This is a genomic window from Aliiroseovarius sp. F47248L, assembly GCF_023016085.1.
In the GTDB taxonomy this organism is placed as follows: domain Bacteria; phylum Pseudomonadota; class Alphaproteobacteria; order Rhodobacterales; family Rhodobacteraceae; genus Aliiroseovarius.
Genome location: NZ_JALKBF010000001.1, coordinates 556033 through 579442, shown reverse-complemented (window position 1 = coordinate 579442; position 23410 = coordinate 556033). Strand labels below are relative to the sequence as shown.

The 23410-nt window shown below is 56.4% G+C and carries 26 protein-coding genes and 1 tRNA gene; 17 read left to right on the top strand and 10 right to left on the bottom strand.

Annotation, left to right across the window (positions count from 1 at the left end):
* Positions 1 to 2: 2 nt before the first annotated feature.
* The 3 genes from MWU51_RS02905 to MWU51_RS02895 form a co-directional block, all read right to left on the bottom strand.
* Positions 3 to 863 carry a hypothetical protein gene (locus MWU51_RS02905; protein ID WP_247034564.1) on the bottom strand — a complete coding sequence of 287 codons (861 nt, stop codon included), beginning with the start codon at positions 861 to 863 and terminating at the stop codon, positions 3 to 5.
* Positions 864 to 963: 100 nt separating this feature from the next.
* Entirely contained in the window at positions 964 to 2361 is a 1398-nt protein-coding gene (locus tag MWU51_RS02900; RefSeq protein ID WP_247034562.1) for a TolC family outer membrane protein, read from the bottom strand.
* 56 nt (positions 2362 to 2417) lie between these two features.
* A complete protein-coding gene (locus tag MWU51_RS02895) occupies positions 2418 to 3071 on the bottom strand; it encodes a protein-L-isoaspartate O-methyltransferase (RefSeq protein WP_247034560.1) in 654 nt (217 codons plus the stop codon).
* A 195-nt stretch (positions 3072 to 3266) separates the two neighbouring features.
* Here MWU51_RS02895 and MWU51_RS02890 point away from each other — a divergent pair.
* Positions 3267 to 3340 (top strand) — tRNA-Cys (locus MWU51_RS02890).
* A gap of 62 nt (positions 3341 to 3402) precedes the next feature.
* Here the strand turns inward: MWU51_RS02890 and MWU51_RS02885 are convergent.
* Together MWU51_RS02885 and MWU51_RS02880 are read right to left on the bottom strand one after the other, a co-directional pair.
* The gene (locus MWU51_RS02885; protein ID WP_247034558.1) at positions 3403 to 4479 is read right to left on the bottom strand and encodes a tyrosine-type recombinase/integrase; all 1077 of its coding nucleotides are present in this window, start codon (positions 4477 to 4479) and stop codon (positions 3403 to 3405) included.
* A 240-nt stretch (positions 4480 to 4719) separates the two neighbouring features.
* Positions 4720 to 4881 (bottom strand): Arc domain-containing protein, encoded by a 162-nt coding sequence (locus MWU51_RS02880; RefSeq protein ID WP_088634878.1) that lies wholly within the window; start codon positions 4879 to 4881, stop codon positions 4720 to 4722.
* 27 nt (positions 4882 to 4908) lie between these two features.
* Between MWU51_RS02880 and MWU51_RS02875 the strand changes: the two genes are divergently transcribed.
* Positions 4909 to 5262 carry a hypothetical protein gene (locus MWU51_RS02875; protein ID WP_247034556.1) on the top strand — a complete coding sequence of 118 codons (354 nt, stop codon included), beginning with the start codon at positions 4909 to 4911 and terminating at the stop codon, positions 5260 to 5262.
* Here MWU51_RS02875 and MWU51_RS02870 read toward each other — a convergent pair.
* The gene (locus tag MWU51_RS02870; RefSeq protein WP_247034554.1) at positions 5259 to 5858 is read right to left on the bottom strand and encodes a hypothetical protein; all 600 of its coding nucleotides are present in this window, start codon (positions 5856 to 5858) and stop codon (positions 5259 to 5261) included. The two genes, MWU51_RS02875 and MWU51_RS02870, sit on opposite strands and share 4 nt — an antisense overlap.
* A gap of 200 nt (positions 5859 to 6058) precedes the next feature.
* On the opposite strand from MWU51_RS02870, the gene MWU51_RS02865 reads away from it, so the two are divergent.
* Complete coding sequence (locus MWU51_RS02865; protein WP_247034546.1) at positions 6059 to 6271, top strand: helix-turn-helix transcriptional regulator; 213 nt, start codon at positions 6059 to 6061, stop codon at positions 6269 to 6271.
* Between the two features lie 2 nt (positions 6272 to 6273).
* Positions 6274 to 6474: a hypothetical protein gene (locus MWU51_RS02860; protein ID WP_247034544.1), complete on the top strand. Its 201-nt coding sequence runs from the start codon at positions 6274 to 6276 to the stop codon at positions 6472 to 6474.
* Between the two features lie 118 nt (positions 6475 to 6592).
* Here MWU51_RS02860 and MWU51_RS02855 read toward each other — a convergent pair whose 3' ends face one another.
* Positions 6593 to 7606 carry a hypothetical protein gene (locus tag MWU51_RS02855; RefSeq protein ID WP_247034536.1) on the bottom strand — a complete coding sequence of 338 codons (1014 nt, stop codon included), beginning with the start codon at positions 7604 to 7606 and terminating at the stop codon, positions 6593 to 6595.
* A 492-nt stretch (positions 7607 to 8098) separates the two neighbouring features.
* Between MWU51_RS02855 and MWU51_RS02850 the strand changes: the two genes are divergently transcribed.
* The 13 genes from MWU51_RS02850 to MWU51_RS02790 all read left to right on the top strand — a co-directional run bounded on the left by MWU51_RS02850 (position 8099) and on the right by MWU51_RS02790 (position 18914).
* Positions 8099 to 8425 carry a hypothetical protein gene (locus tag MWU51_RS02850; protein ID WP_247034535.1) on the top strand — a complete coding sequence of 109 codons (327 nt, stop codon included), beginning with the start codon at positions 8099 to 8101 and terminating at the stop codon, positions 8423 to 8425.
* Between the two features lie 64 nt (positions 8426 to 8489).
* Complete coding sequence (locus MWU51_RS02845) at positions 8490 to 9068, top strand: lytic transglycosylase domain-containing protein (protein ID WP_247034533.1); 579 nt, start codon at positions 8490 to 8492, stop codon at positions 9066 to 9068.
* Positions 9068 to 9358 (top strand): TrbC/VirB2 family protein, encoded by a 291-nt coding sequence (locus MWU51_RS02840; RefSeq protein WP_247034531.1) that lies wholly within the window; start codon positions 9068 to 9070, stop codon positions 9356 to 9358. The genes MWU51_RS02845 and MWU51_RS02840 overlap by 1 nt, the downstream gene beginning before the upstream one ends.
* 7 nt (positions 9359 to 9365) lie before the next feature.
* Positions 9366 to 9644 carry a VirB3 family type IV secretion system protein gene (locus MWU51_RS02835; protein WP_024096577.1) on the top strand — a complete coding sequence of 93 codons (279 nt, stop codon included), beginning with the start codon at positions 9366 to 9368 and terminating at the stop codon, positions 9642 to 9644.
* Entirely contained in the window at positions 9634 to 12000 is a 2367-nt protein-coding gene (locus MWU51_RS02830; protein ID WP_247034528.1) for a type IV secretion system protein B4, read from the top strand. Before MWU51_RS02835 ends, MWU51_RS02830 begins: the two co-directional genes overlap by 11 nt.
* Before the next feature lie 143 nt (positions 12001 to 12143).
* On the top strand, positions 12144 to 13292 hold the full coding sequence (locus MWU51_RS02825; protein WP_247034526.1) for a lytic transglycosylase domain-containing protein: 1149 nt from the start codon (positions 12144 to 12146) through the stop codon (positions 13290 to 13292).
* Positions 13289 to 14068, top strand: coding sequence for a type IV secretion system protein (locus tag MWU51_RS02820; protein WP_247034525.1), 780 nt, complete (start codon positions 13289 to 13291; stop codon positions 14066 to 14068). The genes MWU51_RS02825 and MWU51_RS02820 overlap by 4 nt, the downstream gene beginning before the upstream one ends.
* A gap of 4 nt (positions 14069 to 14072) precedes the next feature.
* On the top strand, positions 14073 to 14723 hold the full coding sequence (locus MWU51_RS02815; protein ID WP_247034522.1) for a type IV secretion system protein: 651 nt from the start codon (positions 14073 to 14075) through the stop codon (positions 14721 to 14723).
* 3 nt (positions 14724 to 14726) lie between these two features.
* The gene (locus tag MWU51_RS02810; protein ID WP_247034520.1) at positions 14727 to 15422 is read left to right on the top strand and encodes a TrbG/VirB9 family P-type conjugative transfer protein; all 696 of its coding nucleotides are present in this window, start codon (positions 14727 to 14729) and stop codon (positions 15420 to 15422) included.
* The gene (locus MWU51_RS02805) at positions 15415 to 16728 is read left to right on the top strand and encodes a TrbI/VirB10 family protein (RefSeq protein WP_247034518.1); all 1314 of its coding nucleotides are present in this window, start codon (positions 15415 to 15417) and stop codon (positions 16726 to 16728) included. The genes MWU51_RS02810 and MWU51_RS02805 overlap by 8 nt, the downstream gene beginning before the upstream one ends.
* A 2-nt stretch (positions 16729 to 16730) precedes the next feature.
* On the top strand, positions 16731 to 17726 hold the full coding sequence (locus MWU51_RS02800; RefSeq protein WP_247034516.1) for an ATPase, T2SS/T4P/T4SS family: 996 nt from the start codon (positions 16731 to 16733) through the stop codon (positions 17724 to 17726).
* Positions 17719 to 17895 (top strand): DUF4177 domain-containing protein, encoded by a 177-nt coding sequence (locus tag MWU51_RS02795; RefSeq protein WP_247034514.1) that lies wholly within the window; start codon positions 17719 to 17721, stop codon positions 17893 to 17895. The genes MWU51_RS02800 and MWU51_RS02795 overlap by 8 nt, the downstream gene beginning before the upstream one ends.
* Positions 17896 to 17915: 20 nt before the next feature.
* Positions 17916 to 18914, top strand: a complete 999-nt coding sequence (locus MWU51_RS02790) for a type IV secretion system protein (protein WP_247034512.1) — start codon at positions 17916 to 17918, stop codon at positions 18912 to 18914.
* A gap of 101 nt (positions 18915 to 19015) precedes the next feature.
* On the opposite strand, the gene MWU51_RS02785 is transcribed toward MWU51_RS02790, so the two are convergent.
* The 3 genes from MWU51_RS02785 to MWU51_RS02775 form a co-directional block, all read right to left on the bottom strand.
* Entirely contained in the window at positions 19016 to 19885 is an 870-nt protein-coding gene (locus MWU51_RS02785; RefSeq protein WP_247034509.1) for an OST-HTH/LOTUS domain-containing protein, read from the bottom strand.
* Positions 19886 to 20063: 178 nt separating this feature from the next.
* Entirely contained in the window at positions 20064 to 21470 is a 1407-nt protein-coding gene (locus tag MWU51_RS02780) for a UvrD-helicase domain-containing protein (protein WP_247034507.1), read from the bottom strand.
* On the bottom strand, positions 21463 to 23166 hold the full coding sequence (locus MWU51_RS02775; protein ID WP_247034504.1) for an ATP-binding protein: 1704 nt from the start codon (positions 23164 to 23166) through the stop codon (positions 21463 to 21465). Before MWU51_RS02775 ends, MWU51_RS02780 begins: the two co-directional genes overlap by 8 nt.
* Positions 23167 to 23410 lie beyond the last annotated feature (244 nt).

The window sequence follows — 23410 nt, the reverse complement described above, 5'->3', positions numbered from 1 at the left end:
GTCTATTCCAATCCTTTTAGGGTCAATGCGCGCTCAATCTCGCGACGAACAAAGCGGCGTATGGATTGAGTAATCTTTTCTCCGACCTCGCCTTGCAGTTCTTCGCGCACCAGACGGGCAACCATAGCCTGAACCACTTCTTCATCTATGATGTCCGTGTCGTCGCCGACAATCTCGACCTCGCGCCCGGTCGGAACTGAGGTCATCCGCTCGGGGTGGTTCTGGACGATACGAGCAGGCGGTGCCGGCGCTACATCTTCCGGATCAGCAACGGCAATAAACGGTGCTTCGTCGGTGACGTCACCAGTTGACTTGTCCGACCAGTCATCCTGACCAGTTTCGCCAACAATAGTGTATTCATCTTCGGTTTTCAGTCGCGCCGCGTGAAACATCAAGACATCGGTCTGGTTGGTCTCATCCCCACCGTCAGCTTCCCACATGTCGTCCCGTTGAGAAACAACTTCCTCGATTTCCGACACAGAACCGGTCGACGGTGCTGCGTCATTCGAAGACTCAGAAAGATCGTGAAACTCTTCGGCTTCTTCATCCGGCGTTGAGGTGTAGCCGCGATGCGAGAAAACCGGAACGGGTTGTTCTTCTTCGTTGGCTTTTGCGCCGCCCGTGGACTTGTTCTGTTGAATAGCATCCAAGGAAGCTGGTTGTTCCTGCACCGGGTTGCGATCAGGTTTCGGGCTTGCGGATTTGGCACTTCCCTCATCATGAACGCGAAACGCCGGAGTCAGGACCAGCTTTTCCGCTTTACCTTGATCAGCGCGCCCATCGGTCGCCTTACTTTCAGAGATCAGCCGACGAATCGAGGACAGGACGTCCTCTATCTCGGCGTTTGAAACCGGGTCAGACATGCAAAAACACCTGCAAAATTGTTCCTTGGACCGGTCGACCCGGCCTTCATTACCAGAACACTACCCAATGCAGAGCGTTCGCACAACTGAACGAACTGTTTCAATTTTTGCCAAGTGCTTCCAACAAGCTGTCCAAACGCTTGCCCTGCGGGCTGACGCGATGGATCGGCGCGGACTTGACCGTGTTGAAATAGGCCTCGGGATCATAAATCACTACGCCTAGCTTCAGGTGCTCTGCCGTCAACAACCCCATCGAGGACAACAGCGAATATGCCGCTAGGTATTGGTTGGATTGAGCGGTGATACGGCTGGCTTCCGCGTTCAGAAGCTCTTGCTCGGCATTCAACACGTCAAGCGTTGTGCGCGACCCCAGCTGTGCCTCTTCACGTGCGCCGCGCAGGGCAACGCGGCTGGCACGAATCTGACGTTCGGTCGCCTCCAGCGAAGCCGCAGCAATGGCAAGCTGTGCCCAGGCATTTGCAACACCCTGATCAACGGCCAAACGCGCTTGGTGCAGCCCAGCTCGCGCGGCTTCTGCGTTGGCAACTGTTTTGCGATACTCAGCCGATAGCTTCCCGCCCGAATACACGGTTCCCCGAAGCGCAACCCCGACGCTGTTTGATACAAACTCAGCCCCGCCGACATCCTGCCACTTGGTTTCGGCACTTCCAACCAACGACGGCTTCATGCCCGCCATCGAAATCTCGATGGCAAGATCAGCAGCCGCAACGTTGTGCTGCGCTGCAAGGATGTCGGGATGGCCTTGTCGCGCAATCGCCTTGGCCGCATCTAGTGTTTTTGCCGTCATCGGCAAGGCCGGCGGCACGGACAACGACCCTGGCAAATCCCCGGTTGCCGCGCGAAATTCTTCACGAGCGATGGCAAGATTGCCGCGCGCTGAGGCCTCGTTCGCCCGGGCAGCGGCCAGACGAGCCTGCGCCAAGGCAACATCTGTTTGCGTCACTTCTCCCACTTCGAAACGATCATTCGCCGCGCGCAATTCCTGCGTCAGCACCCGGACCGAGTTGCCTTGAAGTTGCGCGTTTTCAACAGCCGATCTGACATCCACATATGCTTTGACGGCGCGCAACAGGATTTGTTGTTCGACACTGGTCAGACCGTCGCGGGTGGCCAATACAATTTCTTTCTGTGCCGCTACTGCTGCCTTGCCCCGCCCGAAATTGTAAATCAGGAATTCGGCTGTCAATGATGCTGTGGTGGCCCATCCTGAGTTGCCCGAAATGCTGGTGTTTGGGTTTGTCCAGCCATGTGAAATGGCATAATTCAAGGTTGGACGCAGCGCGGCCTGTGCGATCGCAACATCTTCGTCAGCCGCGCGTAGCAGAGCCTGGTTTTGATCTAATAAGCCACTGTGCTTATAGGCAGCTACCATTGCATCCGACAGAGTTTCCGCCGTAGCCAGCGGTGCCTGTGCGACCGATACTCCGACCGCCACCAGAAAGCCTGCACATTTCATTCCAATTCGACCGGCCATCATGCAACCTCATTCATCTCAGGATTGACGTGCCTAAGGCGACACCATCCTGTGTCTTATCAAAGTACAAAATCTCGAGCTTTCTGAAACCCGTCGATCACCGGTGCGCCGGCGCTGAAGCTGTGGCGCCACACCACATTCCCGTCGATTTTGTAGCCCACCTTGACCGTGCCAAGCATCCCTTCCGCGAAGATACAGCAAATCCGGCCACCGTCCTTCAATTGATCCGTGATCACCGAAGGTACAAACTCAACTGCACCTTGGATCAGAATCACATCATAGGGACCGTTCTTTTCATTTCCCTCGGCCAACGGGCCTGCGATAACAGCGACGTTGTCGGCACCGTGCTCGGACAGGTTCGCCTGAGCATCTGTCGCCATCGTCTCGTCCTCTTCGACGGCGACAACAAAGTCGGCCAAACGGGCCAAAACGGCCGAACTGTATCCAAGACCGCATCCCAGATCGAGCACCAACTCATCGCGCTGAATATCCACGGCATCCAACATCTTCGCCAGAGTGCGCGGCTCTAAAACAACACGACCGCCGTCCAATGCGATATTCTCGCCGATATAGGCCGCTTCACGTTTGGCGTCCGGCACATAGTCTTCGCGGGGAACAGAAAGCATTGCGTCAATAATTGGGAACTTGGTCACATCCGACGGGCGAACCTGCGTGTCCACCATCATTGTGCGGCGCATGGCAAAATCAGTCATGTCTGGCCTATCATTTCTAAGACGTTAGGCTTCTCTTGCCATAGATAGCCAGACGCGGCAATCCCGCACGCAACGATATGGATAAAGCGTCGCAGATAGACAAAACTGAATTCAACAACAGTTTTGCATCGACACAGCGGTTCCGGGCTGGACATGTCCCCGGAAATGGCGATAGAGAAGCCCAACACCACGGATGGCGAGTTGGCGGAGTGGTGACGCAGCGGATTGCAAATCCGTGTACACCGGTTCGATTCCGGTACTCGCCTCCATTTAAAAACAATCACTTACATCACTCCTTGCCGTGTTTGAGGCCCCGCGTTTACAGGGGCGTTTACATTTTTGTGTCTTGAGACAGTGATTTTGCTCGATTGAGCTTGCGCAAAACTGCATCGCTTTCGTCCGGACTAACCTGCGCATAATGCTCGATTACCTGCGCCGCGTAGCGAACCGACCAGCCCATCAGCACCGCGATCTGGCGCAACGATAGATCGGCATTCAGCAATCTTGTCGCCGCCGTCCCGCGCGTGTCAGACAGAGTCTTCTCCCTGCCGTCGATCCACGGCGGGATCTGAGCTTCGCGACGCCACTTGGTAATCTGGTTTGATGCCCAACGGGCCGTCAAAGGCCTGCCAAGCTCTGATACCAGCAGCACCTCTTGGCCTTCAGCCGTCTCTGCGATCAGTTTCTCAAGGGCTGATGTGGCAGGGATATATGCGATCTGACCACGCTTACTGGTCCTGAAACGAAGGCGCTTGCCGTGCGGCGTGTCTTCGAATTGGTCCATCTTGACCTGAACCAGATCGGCCGCTCGCAAACCGGTTTCGCATCCGGCGGTCAGGATCCTTTGGACCCACGTGGGTGCATGTTTGTTGAACTGGGCGATATCGCCGCTCGTCCAGATGATCTCTGTGCGATTCGATTGGTAGAGCTTCTTAAGCTTGTGGCAGTGATGCTCTTTCAGCTTCCCCTCTTCCACCGCCCAATTCAGAATGCGTGTCGCGTGGGTGCCCGCCATGTCGTGTTGCTTGGGCGAATGAAGCCATTTCTTGCGCCAATTATTGACCTCCCCCCGCGAGGCGCGCTCTTCGAACATCGCGACGGGATCTGCACCGAACTCCTCGCGAAACAGCTCCAGCCATTTTCGGATATCGGCCTTCGAACGCTCAGCCTTGGGCAGTGACGCACTGGACAGAAAATCGTCGACCAAGTGAGTCGTCAGATATTCAGCCGGGCCCACCGGCGTACCGCACTGGGAAAACGCATGGAAAAACTCGGGTTCTTTCGGGTTCGGGGCCGTCCCTTCCCAAAATTTGGGGCCGCCCCGCCAGGCATAGAAATGGTAGCGAACCCCCGACACAACCTTGCGCCGGACACGGTGGACACCCTTGGGAAGATTACTTCTGGGCACGGCGCGCTCTCCGCTGTGCGACAAGGCTCGGTTGCGAAGTGGCCTCGCGTTCTGCCGCGCTGATGCCCTGAACAGCATCCAATCGCGCGCGAATGAGCTTCGGGTCATACCACCCGCGCCGCCCCGGCACCGGAGCGATGCCAGTCCTGCGGCAAAAGTCGTAGAAGGACGCGCTCGGTTCATTGTAACCGAAGAGAAGCGCGAGCTCTGGGGTTGGAATCAACTGAATATGGCTTGGGCTCATTTCTCAGCCCTCTCACCCACGGCTTCTTGCCGCGACATGGCTGCCCGCAAACAAGACACCACCTGCGCGCCCTGTGAGCGCAAGTTCCGCACAGCTTCTTCTTCAAGCCAGGCTTTCACGTCCGCTGGTAGGTTCAGTTTGAATTGGGTTGTCTTCATATTTACACCTCAACAAAAGGACATTAAATGTCCATATCATTGAGGACAAATATTGTCCATCATGGAATCATGAAAGATGAAGCCTTGGTCCAATTCAAACTCTTGCTTCCTGCCGCGCTGAAGAAGCGTCTGGAAACACATGCCACTCTGAACCGGCGCAGCCTGTCGCAGGAAATCGTCGTCGCCCTAGAGGAGAAGTATCCGGCCACAGAACCGGATGCGACATCCGATCCAGCCGCAAGACTGCTCTTCTGGCTTGCCAAACGCATCCGCCGAAGGAACCCGAAGCCTGGCTCTCCTAGGGACAAGCAAGCCGCCCTGTATGAGCGCATTGCGGGCGATATTGCTGAACGCATGAAGGACATCGGCGAAAAACCTTAGTAGGCCACCCACTCATATCCGTGGTTGCCCTCGTGATCTTCCCATTCGACACCGACACCGCGCCGCCAACTTGATGACGAACAGCGTCGCGATGGCAGCACCCAAAGCGGGGCTGCCGCTGGTGTCGTACTTTGCCAGCCGAATTCGCCTTGTGTGCTGTAGGTCCCGAGGCGCATGTTATAACTCTCAGAACAATCATCGTCGCGGCCACGTTCGCGATGGCTGTAGTGCCGAACATCCCAAACACGGATCGAGCGCACAAAATCGAATTCCAGACCACTGATGTCGATGTCGGCACCGCCTTCAACCACCTGAGCCAGAATGACTTGGCCGAGTGTCTGACCATTCTGGTTGCTGGCCTCCCAGATCTTCGGGGCCGTGCTTTGCAAAGGCGCGCGCTCAGAAACGCCCATAGGGCAGCGCCAGATTTGCAAAGGCGGCTCAATCGGCCAGGGCGTGATCCGGCGGATAAACACGGCGCGGGCATGGGCACATTCTGCTGACGCGGGCCACCCACCAGCCAGGCAAAGCAGAATGGCGCAATCGACCTGATAGGCCTTTGCAGCCTGCGGGGCCAAGGTTGAAAGAAGAGCCACGACAGCTCCGGCGCTCCAATTTCTGATAATTCTGCACCACATATCAACAAATGCCTTATGCCTACATTACTGCATTATTGATACACTAGCGCTAACCTCAACCTTCACACCATATGCGAGCATAGAGTTTATTACGTTCGCGTGCGTTTTGTGGAATATATTCCGTAGAGCGGTTCCTGTGATCTGGCCGAATACAGGCCATGAAATTGAGGGAACAAGTAGGGTTAAATGTCCGGAATCTAAGAAGTTCCAGAGGATTGAGCCAAGAACAGCTAGCTTTAGTTGCGGAAGTAGATCGCAGCTATATAAGCGAGATTGAACTCGCCAAAAATTCAGCATCAATCGATGTTCTGGAGAGGATCGCTGATGCCCTCGAGGTCGATCCCAAGGAATTGTTTAACGAGAGGGGCTAGTTTTGCCCAAACTTGAGAGTGTTCGCACGACGGCCGAAGCCATCGGTCGCATTACGTGTATCAAGACTGGCGAAGAAATCGGTCTGCTGTATCAGTGGGATAACGGCGAGACGCAGGCAGCGATGTATAATGACGCTGAAACAGAAACTTCAAGCCGCCCGGGTAAACAGGCTGGAGAGACACTGGACATTGCGCAACCATAAGCACCAGCAAGTTCAACTGAATTTGTAAGACGCATTAGAACTGAGACAGCTCGCTCTACGAAGCATAAAGCCGTCTCCTGCTGACTGTGACGTCAAGTGGCCGAAAACAGCCGTCAATTCACTGGAAAACTCGACCTGTTCGCACGTCAAGGTAAAGACGATTGTCTACATGAGCACCGCCACAATATATGAAGTAAACGCCATCTCCCTTCGACGGCGAGCTTGTCCACCCTCCCCACTCCTCGAAGTCGCCTTCTGTGCAACGCCCCTGTTCGATCAACTCTCCTGCTTTCCTGGCGAAAGTTTCGCGGTGAACTCTAAAATCATCTGATTGAGCGACAAGCTCTTCACCATTCTGGGCAGTTTCGGCCGGGTCCGCCGGTTGATCTGTGCTAAGGAACCGTAGAGAAACCCACTCCGCAACATTTCCGTCAATAATGCCGTTGTTGCGGTCGCAACGCGCGTTCCCTCTATCAACGTATTCGCTGATGCCGTTGATGCAGCTTGCATTGTAAAGCTTTGTAATCCGAGCCCACCCTTGTTGCTCCTCATGGACCTCCACAGACTGTCGATAGAGCAGCTTCCCCAATGTCCCACAGGTCGTCGAAGGACAGGTGCGCCGCGTCAATCTATCTGCTACAACGAACATCCTTTGGAGCTCGGTGTCAGAGTCCGAAGCAATTTCCAAAGATTGCGCTACTTGCTGTTCCGGCATGGCTGTAGTTGCAGTGGCTTCTTTCGCCTCTAACAAGTCGCCACCATCCATAGGCGTTACCGTATCGGCAACCTCTTGAACTTCTGAAGGCGGCTGAGACGAGCCACGTAAGGCTTCGAGCGCACTATCACGTTCCTGAGCTAGTGCGTTCTCTGTTTGTCTATACTTTTCCCGGGCCGCTTCGATCTCGCTCTGGCGAATGTCCCACGCATCAGCCAGACCTGCGTCAAAGTCAGCTATAAGTCTGTCCCTATCGGCTAGCGCAGCCTCGCCAAAGTACCCATCTTCCGCAATTGGCTTGTCGCCCCAATATAGGCTGTCAAATTCACCATCGATATTAATATAACAGGTTAAAGTCCCGAAGTGATGCTTTTCCATGGAGAAAAGACCTCGTTCTTCAAAACGATAGTCGCTCACGGGATAGCCCAGAAAAGTTATAATTTCGGCGCACGATTGCCTGGGATTTGCCCCCACTGTTGTGGCAACGGTGCAAGCTAAAAACGTTCCAAGAAATCGGAGCAACAAGGGGGGCATATTTTAATCCAAACTGCAGTGTAAAATCTTCCGACATTTTGGGCATAACGATCTCTCTTAACAAGAAAAAACAACCTATGCCGAGAAGCCAGCCTGCTCTGTGCGGAGACTTAGATTCCGAACTAGCATAAGCGGAGGGTAACTGCCCACGATCGCGGCAGCCCCCAGCTCAGAACGACCACAACCTCCCATATTTATTTCAAAAGCGCCATATTATCTTGGCTCAGCCACTCCGTTGCAGTAAATTTGTTTCAACGCATGAAGGACGCAACAACTCATAATGCACCTATTGATTGCAAGGTTATAATATTGTATCAGTTCTGTAGTCCATGAGGGACTGCCGGGCTAATGCACAATTCTGCAAGGCTCGATCCTATGAATTTGATGCAAGACGCCCCCAATGTTGTCAGTGAAGACGGGCTACGCACGCTGCTTGCCGAGGGTCATTCGGCGGATGTTGTGTGTCGGGTTACGCCCAAACGTACAGGTGCTCAGTGGTCCGGAGTTTGGACCGTGCATTGCGTCTCGCCAGATGGCGAGACGCGTCGCCTGCTCGTTACAGCACGCAACAACATGGCCGCGCGAGAGTTCAAGACAATCAACGGCTTATCCAGCTTCCTTGCTGGGCTTGGAGTTTCGATCGTCTCAATCCCCATGGACGAAGGCAAGATCGCCTCTCACACGTTGGAAGACGCGGGCTAAGACACTTGCCGTCCTCGCAGCGTTCCTTGCTGCCCCCGCCTATTCTGAAGGCTTCGTGCTTTCCATGCGGGCCGATGGGCAGCTCGAAACCAAATCCCCCCAATCAGGTTTTGCACAAAGCTATGTCGACGGGATTGGTGCTAACCCGCCAGAGCTGATCGTTTTTGCAGCACCTGAACCTGAAGCTCCGCCTCCTGCACCCGCCCGTGCGGTTCCCCGCCCCGAAATCCTCGCAGCACTCGAAAGCACCGCGCATCGCTATGGCGGGCACCCTGCCCTGCGCCGCGCCGGTCTGTCGGTGACGGAATGGCAGGCGCTCTTTCAAGCCAATATCGAAATCGAAAGTGCCTATCACCCGAATGCGCGCAGCACCGCAGGTGCGATTGGGCTTGGACAGTTGATGCCCGCAACGGCCGCACAGCTCGGCGTGGATCCGCATGACTGGCAGGCCAACCTCGATGGCTCCGCCCGCTACCTTCTGATGATGCTTGCACAATTCGGAACGCCCGAACTCGCGCTTGCCGCCTACAATGCGGGGCCTGACGCGGTCGCGCGCTATGGCGACATCCCTCCCTACCGAGAAACCCAAAATCACGTGCGCCGCGTCATGGCTGTGCGTGACCAACTGACTGGAGCCTCCTGATGCAAATTCAATTCCGCACGATCCTGTCGCTGGCTCTGGCCAGTTTGATGATTGCCAACCCGGCCTTTGCGCAGAGCATCGACCTTTCGCCGGTCCAAAACCTGCTGCAAGGCATCGTTGACACGATCACCGGCCCCTTGGGCATTGTTATCGGCACCTTGGCCCTAATTGGTGTGTTCCTCTCCTGGCTCTTTGGCATTCTGGATTTCCGCCAAGCCCTCTGGGTGCTTGTTGCCATTGCAGGCATCGCAGCTGCGCCGACCATCGTGACCGCGATCTGGGGTGCATAAATTCGACATGGCAACTCAAACCCGCCTCTTCCTGGGCCTGATCCGGCCGCCAAAGCTCATTGGGCTGCCGATCATGTATGCCATGGTCTGGCTCTTCGGGTTTGTGTTGCTGTTTCTGTGGGTTCAGAGCTGGCCGGTAATCATCATCGCCGCTCTGGCCTATCCCGCGCTGTGGAAAGCGGCAGATTGGGATCCAGCCTTTCTTGAGGTGATGGTCACTGCGCTGCAGGAAACGCCCCCGACGCCAAACCGCAAGATCCATTCAGGGGACAGCTATGCCCCGTGATCCTTCGGATAATCTCGCCATACTGCCGGGCTGGGCGCGCAAAGAGCGCCCGATGGCCAGCATGCTGCCCTATGTCAGCCTGGTGAGTGACGTGACGATCCGCACGCGCGGCAATGCCCTGTTCCAGTGCATCCGCCTTGATGGCGTCAACAGCATGACCAGCGATGACGCGCATTTGGAGAAGATCCGCGCGCTCTTCGCGGCGATCATTGCGCAGATCGGGCCAGAGTACAGTTTCTACGTTCACAAGGTCTCAAAGGCGATCGAGACCGCCTTGCCACCGGTGCCCGAGGAAGGGTTTGCACAAGCGCTGGATACCCGTTGGCAAACGGCCATGGCGCGGGCGGGTCTGCGGGACAAAACGCTCACACTAACGGTGCTGAAGCGCCCGCCCCTCGGCGCTCGGCTGCGCCTAAAGCGCTCGGACTCCATCGCACAGCTGAAAGACCAGACGGCCAAACAGCTGCGCAAGCTCGAGGAAGTCGTCGGGTTTCTGCAATCGTCTTTTGCCGAGATGAAACCGCGCCTTCTTGAGGCGGAATGCGGCGAGCTACTCGGGTTCCTCGGGGCGCTCAACATTGGCCAAGAGCGCCCGCTCTTCGCAAAATCCCGCTTTGGCGTCATTTCCGAGGATGTGGCCAATACCCGCATCACGTTTCAAGGGCGAGGCTTTACGCTCGACGATGGGACGGCGGGCAAGCGGTTTGGCACCAGCTTTGCCATCAAGACCTACCCGGCCAAAACCAACTGCACCATGTTCGATGAGCTGAACCTGCCCGTCGACATGGTGGTCACGCATTCCTTCACGCCGATCAACAGCAACATCATGGCCAGCCGGATCAAGCGCCAACAACGCCTTATGAAGGCCAGTGATGATGGTGCGATTTCTCTTGCTGAAGAACTGGTCGACGCGCTGGACGATTTGGAATCCAAGCGCCTCAGCTTTGGCGATCATCACATGACCGTCACGGTTTTCGCGGAGACAGAAGAAAAGCTGGAAGCAATCGCCGCCGAGGTACGCAACATCGCTGCCAGTGAAGGCGTCAATCTGGTGAATGAGAGCTTTGCCGCGCGCACCCATTATTTCGCGCAGCATCCGGGCAATGGACAGATGCGCAGCCGCAAGGCCGCCATCACCAACACGAACTTTGCCGACCTCGCAGCGTTACATCGCGGTCAACTGGGCAAGCCGGGTGATAGAGTGCCTTGGGGCAAGCCGATTACCCTCTTCCCGACCCCTGAACGCTCTGGCTTCCTGTTCAACTATCACGAGACGGGTCAGCCGGACAAAGAACCGACCGGCGGGCACACCTTAATCCTCGGCCGACCTGGCTCTGGCAAGTCAGTGCTGTCGGCCTTCCTCATGACCCAAGCGAGACGCTGCGACGCGCGCGTATTCGTGTTCGACTATCGCGCAGGCATGGAAATGGCAGTTCGAGCCAATGGCGGCCGCTACAGCGCCATCAAGGCCGGTGAAGCCACTGGCCTCAACCCGCTCCGCACCGAGATCGACGGGCGCGGCCAAGCCTGGCTTTCTGATTGGTTGGCCACCCTTTTGCATCGCGCCGACAAGCCTCTCAGCCCGGTCCAGATCAATCGCATCCAAGAAGTGGTGCGCCAGAACGCCGGGGCGAGCGATGCCGCCCTTCGCAACTGGCAAGATCTGGCCTCGCTCTTTGTGGCGGGAGCTGACGAAGGGGATCTGTTTGAGCGGATCCAGGAATGGACGGCAGATGGCCGCTTTGGCTGGATTTTCGGGCAAAGCTCTGAGGATACCTTTTCGCTCGATGGTGATGTCGTCGGGTTCGACCTGACCGGCATTCTCGACAGCGAAAGCGAGAAAGAGCGCATGGCGGTCTTGTCCTACCTGTTTCGGCGGGTCGAACGCGTGATCGAGGATCGCAAGCCGACATTGATCATCATCGATGAGGCCTGGAAGGCGCTCGACAACCCGTATTTCGCGGACCGGCTGAGCAATTGGCTCGTGACCGCGCGCAAGCAGAACGCCGTCGTTGTGATGATGACCCAATACGCAAGCCAGCTTGAGAAAACCCGCACCGGCAAGACGATTGTCGAGGCCGTGCCGACGCAGCTTTTGCTTCCCAACATTCGCGCCTCGGCCAGCGATTACACCATGTTGGGCCTTACTGAGAAAGAGCTCAGCGTTTTGCTCGGCACAGGCAGCAACTCTCGCCTAGCGCTGGTGCGCGACGATCAAGGCTCGGTCGTGATTGATGCCGATCTGAGCGCGCTCGGTCCCTACCTCACGATCCTAGGCGGCATGGAAAAAGGCGAAGCGCTGGTTGGCGCAGATTACCGCCAAAACCCCGACTTTTGGAGACAGATTGATGCGTAGATTGCTCGCCTTGACCCTCACCCTTTTGACCATGACAGCCTGCGCGGAATACCGGCCGTCAGAAGCCGAGTGCTTCAACTCGTTTGCTGAGGTCAGCCGCAGCAACTGTAATTTCGAGCTGCTCGGGCCGATCGGTGGCCTCAGTGACTAGGCTCCGCCCGCATATCTTTGCGGGCTTGGTGTGGTTCGCCGCGCCAATAGCCTTTGCCCAAGGCGTGCCCACGTTTGATGCGGGCATGTTCTTGCAGCGCGAGCGCGTGCTACAGCAGGGCGAACAAGATTTAGCGTTGCAGCGGGAGCGGCTGACCAAAGAAGAAGAGCTTGAAGCGCTCGAGCAGGAACAACTCCAAGCGCTGGAAGACATCCTCGATGCCTCAACCCTTGCCAGCGGGAACTCAGGCGCGCTGGTCGCAAGCTTGGAAGCTGGTTCATCACCTGAAAGCGCCGCAGAGACGCTTTACGGTCCGGTCGATCCAAACCCCAGCGCAGCCCAGATGTTCGGCGACGCCTCTGGCTCGATCGAAGAGCTGATCATTCGTGCCGCGCAAGAAACGCACCATATGTCCGGCGTGCGCGCGGCAGACCTGTCGCCCAAGCAATGGCGCTGTCTCTTGCAGGCGCTGATCTGGCAGGAAAGCCGCTTCACCATCGGCGCGCGCTCGCCTGTTGGTGCGTTCGGACTGACCCAGATCATGCCCGGAACGGCGCAGGATCTCGGGATATACCCGACCTATTACGAAAACCCCTACATCCAGGTCACCGGCGGCGCGCGCTATCTGGCGCAGATGCTGGCCATGTTTGATGGCAACATCATACACGGGCTCGCCGCCTACAATGCCGGTCCGGGTAATGTGCAGCGCTACGGTGGCGTGCCGCCATTTGCCGAGACGCAGCACTACGTTCAGGTCATCCCCGAGCGCTACAATCTCTACCTTGCACGCGTCGGCGGCGTTGATGCGCTTGGCACCATCGATCCGGTTCTGCTCGCCAATTCCACTATGAGCCTGACCTCTTTCGGTGCAGGCGTCTATGGCGATTACTCCTTGGTCTCCGTGCAAGCGGCCGCGCTGCGCGTACAGGACATCATAACCCGCATTGGCGAGACAGATGACATTCACGCGGCCATGTCGCTCAACACCTACGCGCGGGCCGAACTCGCCCGTTTGATCGCCATCCGCACGCGCCTCAAAGCCGCCCACACCCGCCCGCTTAGCGCCGCAGAGCTGGCCATGGCGGCCGCGCAGGCCCGCGAACAAGACTTCATGCAATTCGATCTGGAGGCACTCCCATGATCCGCTTTCTATCCACCTTTGCCACCTGCGCGTTGCTGGTTGCCTCACCCGTATCTGCCCAAGGCGTTCCGACAGTCGACACGCGCAACATCGCCCAGGAAATTCGCCAGCTGCAGCAGATGCTGGAAGATTTCGGGATCCAGACCGACCAGCTCGACACGCTTCTCGAACAGCTCGATCTGGTGCAGCAGCAACTTGACACACTCAATGAGACTTACGCAGCACTGACCGGCGCGACGGACATCATTGAGATGGCCATGGGCGGTGGTCTCGACGGCCTCCTCGACCAAGAGTTCGGTGATCTCCTAGGGACCATCCGTCAAATCCAAAGCGGCGATTTCAGCGGCCTCATCGGCAATGCCGCCCCACAGATGGAAGGCCGTATGACGCAAGCACTGGAGGATGCAGGCTTTGACCAAGACAGCCTGTCCGACATGGCCAGCAGCGGCAATCCAGGGGCGGAGCGCATTGCCAGTCAGGCGGGTACTGGAGCCGTTATGTCAGCGGCAGCCGAGAACAGCTATGACGAGGCCGCGCAATCCCTTGAACGGGTCGAGAAGCTGGTCTCGCTGATCCCGGACATGGAAACGCTCAAGGAAGCCGTCGATCACAACACCCGCGTCACCGCCGAGCTGGCCATCGCTTTGACGCGCATGTGGGAGTTGGAAGCCATCCAGACCGTGGGCGCGGGCCAATCTGGCGTGGTGGATGCTGCCACGCTGGCCGAAGAGCGCCGCTACATGGACTTCACCCTGCCAGACCTGCGTGCGGACTGACCCCATGAGCAGCGAGGCAGAAATCATCGAAGAGGAGCTCGTCTACGGCGCACGACGACGCGAGCTCCTTTGGCAAAAACTAGGTCTGACAGGCATGGGGTTTGGCATGGCAGGTTGCCTCGCCGCTGCCCTCGTTGCCCTGTTCGACGTGGACCCGCCGCCCATGATCGTGCCCTTTGATAGCGAAACCGGCATGGCCCTCCCCAATGCCGTGGTTGAAGCGGTCTCACTCACGGAACGCCCCGCTATCATCGAGGCACAGGTCTACCGCTATGTCATTGATCGAGAGACGTATAATCAGCTCGACAATGATGTGCGCGTGCGGCGGGTCCTGGACCAGTCGGACGGAGCGGCCGCCGCAGGGCTGCGCGCGCTTTGGACCAGCGGCCACGAAGCCTATCCGCCGGACAGCTACGGTACAGATGCCCGGCTTGATGTCGAGGTTCTGTCGATCACCCATATCAGCGCCAATCGCGCCCAGGTGCGCCTGCGCAAGCGACTAAACTCACCACGCGGCAGTCAAAACGGGCTCTTCACCGCAACGCTGATGTTTCAATTTCGGCCCGAGAATAGCCGCTCGATCGATGATGTCTGGCAAAACCCCTTCGGCTTCACCGTCACCGAATACGCGATCCGCTCGGATCGTCTGGAGTAACCAATGCGCCGCCTGTTCCTGATCCTCTCCCTCATTGTTCCGCTTGCTGGCACCGCCTATGCGGAGACTCAGCCGCGCCAAGGCCCCTTTGATGCCCGCTTCCGGCTGGCTACCTATCAGGATGGGCAGGTTTACCGCATCCGCACCAGCCTGACCCATGTGACCAGCATTGAATTCGGGCATGGCGAAACCATCCGCTCGATCATTGCAGGCGACACTGAGGGCTTCCTTCTCGACGGCGTGCCCGGCGGACAGGCCTTTGCGATCAAGCCGGTTTCGCGCGGCGCGCATACCAACATCACCGTCTATACCAACCGGCGCAGCTATTATTTCAACGTGACCGAGGCGAGTTCGCCGACATTCTACGTCATTCGCTTCACCTATCCCGAGGCGGCCCCTCAACAGTCTCGAGTTGCCGCAAGTCAGCCCGCAAACCATGCATATGGCGTTAGCGCGCGATCCGAGATCACCCCACGCGAAATCTGGGACGACGGGACCTTCACCTACTTCCGCTTTGCCGCAAACGCGCCGCTGCCCGCGATCTTTCGCTGGTCAAACGGCAATGAGCGCAGCGTGAATGCTCTGGCCCGACCTGATGGCGTGATCCGTGTGTCAGGTGTCAGCGATCGATGGGTTCTTCGGCTCGGCGAGGATGAAATCTGCGTACAAGAGGTGGGCGAGGCAAACCACGATGAGTGAAACAGCTGAGCTTAAAAAGCGCCTCGAAGCACTTGAAGGAAAACCACAAAACCGAAATGCACGGCCATCTGTTGTTACGATTGCCCTAGGCATCGGAGCAATCGCGACCCTTGGCAGTCTCTTGCTGTTGTTCTCTGGCGGCTCTGAACCCGATAGCCTGGAAACCGCCTCACCGGATGAGTTCCAGGCGGCGGGACCAGGCTTTGGTGCGCTCGAGCCCACGCCTGCACCGATCGACACATCCCCACCGCCGGAGCCGGAACTGGCCAGCGAAACAGAAGAGCTGCGCGCGCAAATGGATGCCATGCGGAGTGAGCTTGAGGCCCTTCGCAACGCGGCAGCGCCCGAAGCCCCAACGGTCGACCTCGAGGCGCTGGATACTTTGGGTGCAGAGATCGATACCCTTCGCAGTGAGGCCGCTGCAACTCAGGCCGCTTTGCGCGAAGAGTTGGAAGAACGTGCCCGACAAATCCAGCGACTGCAGAACGATCTGGAGCTTGCACGCCTTGAAACACCGCGCTCGCCCGCACCAACCGGCCCCACTGTTGAAGAACTGCGTCTTCAGGAACTCGAGCGACGGCGGCAAGCCGAACTTGAGGAACTCCAAGCTCGTATCGCCAGCCCAATCATCGCCTTTGGCGGTTCGGGTAACGGCAACAATGAAACCGCCGCGCAGCAGCGGCGACTTGATGGCGACACAGACTTTGTCCGCAACGGCGCTGAACCTGCTGAGGTGACGCAAGCCCAGTTGATCGTAAACCCGTCAAACACGGTTGTTCAGGGCACGATGATCCAGGCTGTTCTGGAGACCGCAATCGACAGCTCGCTCGCCGGTCAGGTCCGCGCGATGGTGTCTGAAGATGTCCACGCCTATGACGGCTCGCGGATCCTGATCCCACGCGGCGCACGTCTGATCGGGCGGTATCAATCCGTTCTCGACATTGCGCAGCAACGCGTCACGATCGCCTGGGACCGGATCATTCTGCCCAGCAACCAGACCGTCGAAATCAGCGCCTTCGGTGGCGATGAACTGGGCCGCTCCGGCACAACTGGTTTCGTCGACAGCCGCTTTGGAACACGATTTGGGTCCGCCGCCCTGATATCGCTGATCGGAGCCTTGCCTGCTGTCGCTGCCCAAAACACCGAAGACGAGATCACCTCTGATGTTCTGGAAGGCATTGGCGATGACCTGCAAGACAGCGCCCAAAGCGTGATCGGCGAATACCTCTCCGTCTCGCCGGTGATCTATGTCGATCAAGGTGCCCGTGTCACCGTGATGGTTGATCGCGATCTGGAGATTTTCTGATCATGGCGGCCAGCTACCTGCAAAGCTCGATGGACAAGATCCCCGAGGCGCGTGATCCAAAGCTGATCGAGCTTTGCATCAATCCTGATGGCACACTTTGGGCGGAGTTTCAGGGGGATCACTTCATGCGGCGCGTCAAACGACAACTCTCGCCCAATGAAATCAAAGATCTTGGCAACCAGATTGCTTCCGCCGCGAACACCACGCTCAGCCGGACAAAACCGATCGTGTCGGTCAGCGTCACCTACCGCGACCGACCGATCCGCGCGCAAGTCATCCAGCCTCCCGCCGTGGATGGCGGTTATGCGATCTCCCTGCGGTTCTTCGCCGACCTGCCACTGGAACAAATCAGGCTGTCTTACCTCTTCGGAAAAGAGCGCAGCAATGAGGGTGCAAGACGCAAGCGCAATGCCGAGCTGCGCGATGTCGTGGCCACCGGCGACATCGACGCTGCGATCAAGTTCTGCGTCACCCACAAGCTCAATATGATCGTGTCCGGCGGAACCTCGACCGGCAAGACGGTCACAGCACGCAAGATCCTCTCCTTCGTGCCCACCGACGAGCGTATCATCACGATCGAAGAGGCCGCGGAGCTACGCCCGGCGCAGCCCAATGTCGTCACGCTGATGTCTGATCGCGACGAAGCTACGCGCAGCGCCGATGTCCTGCTGACCTCCACCCTGCGCATGCGGCCGGACCGCATTGTCCTAGGCGAAGTACGCGGCAAAGAGGCCATGACCTTCCTTGAGGCCATCAACACCGGGCATGGTGGCTCGCTGACCACGCTGCACGCTGAGACGCCGCAGCTGGCAGTCCAGCGGCTCGCTATTGCGGCCCTGAAAACCAACGTGCCCATGACCTACCAGGACATGAACGACTACATCACGCGCTCGATCGATGTGATCATCCAGGCCGGTCGCCATGAAGGCGCGCGCGGCATCACCGAATTCTACCTGCCGATTGATCCGGCCCAAGCGAAGGAAACAGCCCATGTTTGAGTATAAGATTCAACAGATCAACACCGCCAAAACCAAGCCGCCGAAGATCGAAGCGCAGCTGACCGCCCTTGGCCAAGATGGCTGGGAGCTTGTCTCGGTGGTACCGGATTTTGACGGCGAACATATCCTGAAGGCCTTCCTGAAACGTCGCACCGGCGCGAGCGCCTAAACCTAACCGAGGGGGATCCCATGGGCGTCGTCACCTGGATGGTCGAGACAACCGACAACTTTCTGGACGACGCGGCCCAAACCACTTTTGGCAACGTCGCGGGTCAACTAGGCGGCATCATCGCCGTGGCCTCGACGCTCGCTGTCATAGGCGTCTTTCTCAACATGGTGTTTCAGTACAAATCCATGGATGGACGAACTGCCTTCTGGTTCGCCCTCAAGCTTATGCTCATCACCCTCTTTGCGATGAACTGGGTCCAATTCAACGCCGTGGCCAGCGCGCTCATTGATGGGCTTGACCAACTCGCGGGCGGGATGGTGGCGGGGCTTGGCGGTGGCGGCGCAGGCGCATCCTACTTTGCCGAGGCCTTTGACGATCTAATCGAAGAATTTGGCGATTACCTGAACGCAGCCGGAGACAACATGCATTGGATGGCCGGAGCCCTGATCGGCGCGATCGGCGCGTTCCTACTGGGCGTCATCGGCGCGCTCTGCGGGCTTATTCTGATCTTCGCAAAAATCATGCTAGCCTTCATGATCGGCATCGCCCCCGTCATGATCGCGCTTTCGTTGTTCGATGTCAGTAAGGACTATTTCCATCGCTGGCTGTCCAGCACGGTGTCCTACGCGCTCTACCCCCTCGTGATCGCAGGGGTGTTCTCCACGGTCGTCGGCATGTCACGCTCGCTGATGACCGAACTCGGAGATCCCTCCGGCGCAAGCAACATCGGCGCACTGGTGCCCTTCTTCATGATGATGTTCCTCGCAGGCGGCATGATCATGGCCACCCCGCTGATCGTCCGCTCAATCTCAGGCAACTTCATGATGGCCGGACCGCCTAGCATTCCGGGACCGGGCGGTTTCGCCAAAGGCTTGATCGAAACCAAGGGCTCACGGGCGCGAGCGCGGTTTGGGTCCAGGTCAAACGCCGAGATCGCGGGGGCGGGAATCCGGCAGGCTGGTGGTGCGACGGTTTCGATGGTTCAAAAAGTGGCAGATCGGGCGAAACGTCTAGAATAGGTTTCCGCACTTACCCTGCAATCACAAGATCGAACTTATAGCCATGCAGACTCCAAAGCGACTGTGGGATAGAACATAGTTATCATGCAACGTTAGCGAAATTATTGCTGCGTCGAGGAACTATCCTTTTCACGATAACAAGCGGTGCGCTGTCCATCCATTTCAAGATACCGAAGCTCTAAGATGGGTGCGTTATGCACAACCTGTCGCCAACTGAGGCATCCATACTTGGCGGGCAGTTGTTCGGGGTAACGCTTGGCAACCCATTTGCCAGCTGCAGCCACAGGTACCCACCCACCGACAGCTAACGCACCGAATGCTTCTCGCAAGGCGCTCACAATGCCCGAGGCGTCCCAATTTACTTTTCCGTCGGGGGCAATTCCATTGATAAATAGCTCTTCGAATTCCTTCGACTGCAAGAATTCTGACATCGTATGCCGTATTTTGTCCATGTCTTCGGCCCATTCACGAAGTTGTCCGAAGTGATGGTCGATACGGTCGTATGCCATGATCAATGCATCTTGCGCGGCACGACATCCATCCGGGCTCCAGAGGTCGTGCTGGTCGATAAAGTGATGAACCAAATTGTTCCTTAGAACTACCATTTCTCTCAGATCACTCTCAACGCGGACGAACTCTGCATCCGGCAAGCCAAGCGACATCTTCATGGCGAACCAATTGACGTTGTCTGGAGAACTGGTTGTCGTCATTTCGGGAGGGTCGATCTCATCGGCAACGACATACGATCCAAGAAGATCACCAACCAAGGTGCCGAGCGTCTTGCGGGCCGCTTCGTCAATCTGCGTTGCCTTTGCCCGCTCCAAGTCATGAAACGGTCCTGAGACCTTATGATGCGCCACCATGGCTTTAATCAGCCGCTCATACTGTTGTAGCCGTAACATGCATCGACCCAGCAACCGCTGAACTTCTTGCTGAAGTGACTGCAGGTCTTCGTCGCCTAACATCGTCATAGTAACATCTGGTCTCTGGCCCCGGTCATATCAACCATATTTCGACCTTAGACGCGATGCTATAGATCATCTTGCCCCCCAAACAATCCAAAGATCTAGCGTTACCGGCGCAGAGCCCGCATCTGTTGGGGTTTTACACATTCCGATGCAGCTTCATCAAAGCAGCCATTCAATACTGTCACGGATTCAGCAAGCTATTTTTTGAGCAAATAGTTATCGTTCTGGCTCCACGCGTCATCGCAACATAAAGGTTTCGTGCATCAAGTTGATCGGCGTTCAAAACAACAGCATGATCAGCCTCCAGCCCTTTCAAAAGTAACGTCGAGCCAATAGCAGCTAAGGGGAGTTGACGCCCGACGGCGCGGTTTTCTTCGCGAATTTGAATGGCGGCCTCGCTAAAGGTCAATGCCGCGTTTGACTGAACCAAAGACAACGCACGGAGGGTTGCGCGCAAGACGCCAGGCCGATAGCAACGCGATCCGGTTTGGGCCGAACAACACGACAGGATGCGAGCCAATCCAGAAAAGGTAGGCGCTTTTTCAACTTCTAGAGCAAGTAACTCTAGCTCGCTCGGATCCGTTCTCGCCTTACCGCTTTTAATGGCTTTCATTCGGCTTTGGACTCCCTCGGAACCAATGTTGGTAATTAGGCTCTCAGCAAGATCTAACGTCTCGCGGACTGAATACCCATCAGACAAATCTAGACCATTTGCAAACGTGGTGAGATCCTTGAGATCAACTGGTTCAACTGCGACAATACCGGGAACATTTTTCGCAACCCTATATCGGCTTGCTGCTGACATGCTGTCGCCAATTACTAGCGAGGTTTCGTTCTTTGCTTTGTGAGCACATCGGGCCGCAGCAACAAGTTTTGAATGATCATTGTCGCCATCCAATTTGACCCATTTGACTGATTTGGGGGCTGCCTCCAAATCAACGGCACCGCCTGTAAGCAGTTCTTTTCGCACAGACAAGAGCCACTCCCCAAGCTCTTCGTTTCCGGCATTTCGCCACCTCCAGGGGGTATCTAGCTCAGAAACTTTTGGGAAATGTTTTGCAACATGCTTATCCCAGTCAGCCAGCGGGTCATTCCCAAAACCGAATATTGCTTGCATTGGATCCGCCAAGACGCAACAGGGCAAATGTTTCGCAGCATAAAACATGATGCCGTGCTGATTGTGAGAGCAGTCCTGATACTCATCAACCAAGATGCGCGAATAGCTTGCTTGTAGCACATCAGTTATGTGGTTTGCCTTAAGAAGGCTCCACGCGGCCTTCCTGATCTTTAGATAGTTGGGTTTTTTGGGGTTTGCGCCCCCATCATATCCTGAACGCTCGGGGAACGTCGAAACCAACCTTATCGCCCAACCATCAATCGTCGCCAGCTTGTAACCACCAGTTGGTAGCTTCTCCTTGGCTAATCTCTGCCGCAGGGCTGCCACCCCAGCGTTCGTGTGGGTCAAGACCAAAATAGGTTTGTCGGATTGGTTATTGCGAAGCGCCTCTACAATGAGCTGTGTCTTTCCGCACCCAGCGGGGGCGATAACCATCCCACGCTCGATAGTTAGCAGATCAACATCAGCCATCGATGGCCCCTGACCACTTGAGAATTTCGCTTAGTAGATCCGGTAACTCGGAGTGAACGCAGTTATCTAAATCTGGACCGATAATTGAATAGGCAGCCTCCTCCATGTGGGAAATTCGCTTGAACCAAGAACCGCTACCGGCAGCTGCCGCCAACTGCCTGCGCTTCTCTTCGGTTATTTCATTGAACCAGTTGCTGAGATCGATCGGTCCTTCGCATGCGGTCCGTAAATGATCTAATATCCGTTGCTCTCCATGGAGTTCTTTCGCGTATGACCATAACTGCAAGACTGCTTCATCACTAACGCAATCAAAGAGTTCAGCCTCGATTGCCCAGCCTTCCGTCCACTTGAAGACCTTCCCACCCACGCCAACAAAATCTCTCTCATCTTTTTCTTTGGGTTGGACGTCATCATCCCGCAAGGTAGCTACGTTATATCCCAACGTCAGGAAAGACATCGCAGATCGGTAGATTTTGCTTACGCCACCAGCATCGACCAAAACGCCACCTGCTGCGGCAAATGTCGAGCGCCCGCCCTCTGCCCGATAACGGTCAATACCACGAACCAGTCCGACTTCGGTTGCCCCCTCACAAACCAGCACGTTAGTCCCTAGAAAGGCCTCAGACGCGATGCGAAGCGTACCTTGAATTGCGTCATCAACGCCCGCTTGAACAACTGAATGCTCATCTCCACGTCTAATAACGTAGAGCTGTGGCCCGCTCAGCTCACGTAAAACAACTGGCGAATGGGTCGTCATAAATATCTGAAACAACGTTGCTTCGGTCTTAGAACCCAGCTCCAAAAGAAATTTCGAAATTCGATGTGGCTCTAACCCGATTTCCACCTCATCGACCAGAGCAATCGACGCCGTCTCGGCAACCCGATTTTGCAGTCCAGCGACGAGCAGGCGACTTGATCCAAGGCCCAACTTTCTGAGCGGGACACCTTCTGAACTATGCAGCGAAATAGTGCTTCCTGAAAAATTCACAGAGTGTGCGTCCAGCATCGCTCGAACTGTATCCCCAACATCAACGCCAAGGGCTTGAGCCGCACCTGAGATGATGCCTAACGTATCTTTCAACTGGTCACCTGCGGTGTCACCAAAGCTATTCCGAGCTTGCCGCGCTGCGTCAGCCAGTGCCGCAGATGCATCGGCTTTTTCCTCCGTTAGTGCGTTTAAGATTGAGCCGCGTTGCCATCCGAGATGTTGATTTGCAAAAACGCCTATACGGTTGGGCGCAATGTTAACCCTGTCGCCCCATGTCAGGCCTCTGGATAGGCCTTGAGCTTCCGCACGGTCAGATTTCAAATGCCATTGTGGCTCTAGGTCGTCACCAATTGTAAGCTGAACCGTAAGGACCGTCTCCGAACCCTCTGAGGGTTCATCTTCAAGGTTTCCCTCCTTGTCGAGCCCCAACAAAAAGGGGCCATACGTATCAAGCGTTTTCAGTCCATCCTGCAAGTCACCGATAGTTGCTCGAACGATAATTTCGTCGTCCACTGACATATTGTAAAAGTCTGCATCCGTGACAGGGAGGTTGCGCCGAGCTCCCAAACACCAATCAATTGCGTCCAAGACTGTGGATTTACCGCTGTCACCGGGACCGACCAGACAGTTCATATTAGGGGAGGGAAACCAAACCAGTTTCTGGATGCTTCTAAAATTGTATACTTCTAATCTTCGGATACGAGCCATTTAAAGTTCCTAATTAAGGTCAATGAGCACCAAACGCTTAGGGTTTCGATCGATTGCCAAGAGCACACGAATTCAATCACTTAACTTTAGGTTGTGCACAATGAAAGAACAAGCTCACACGTTTCAATAGCGTTGAGAGAACCTTGCATCGAATGAGCTCAAGGCAGAATTCGATTTCGCGCAGCCAAGGTCTTCCTCCCTATTTGCAAGTGACAATATTGCGCTTCTGCGAAGATCGGCTCTC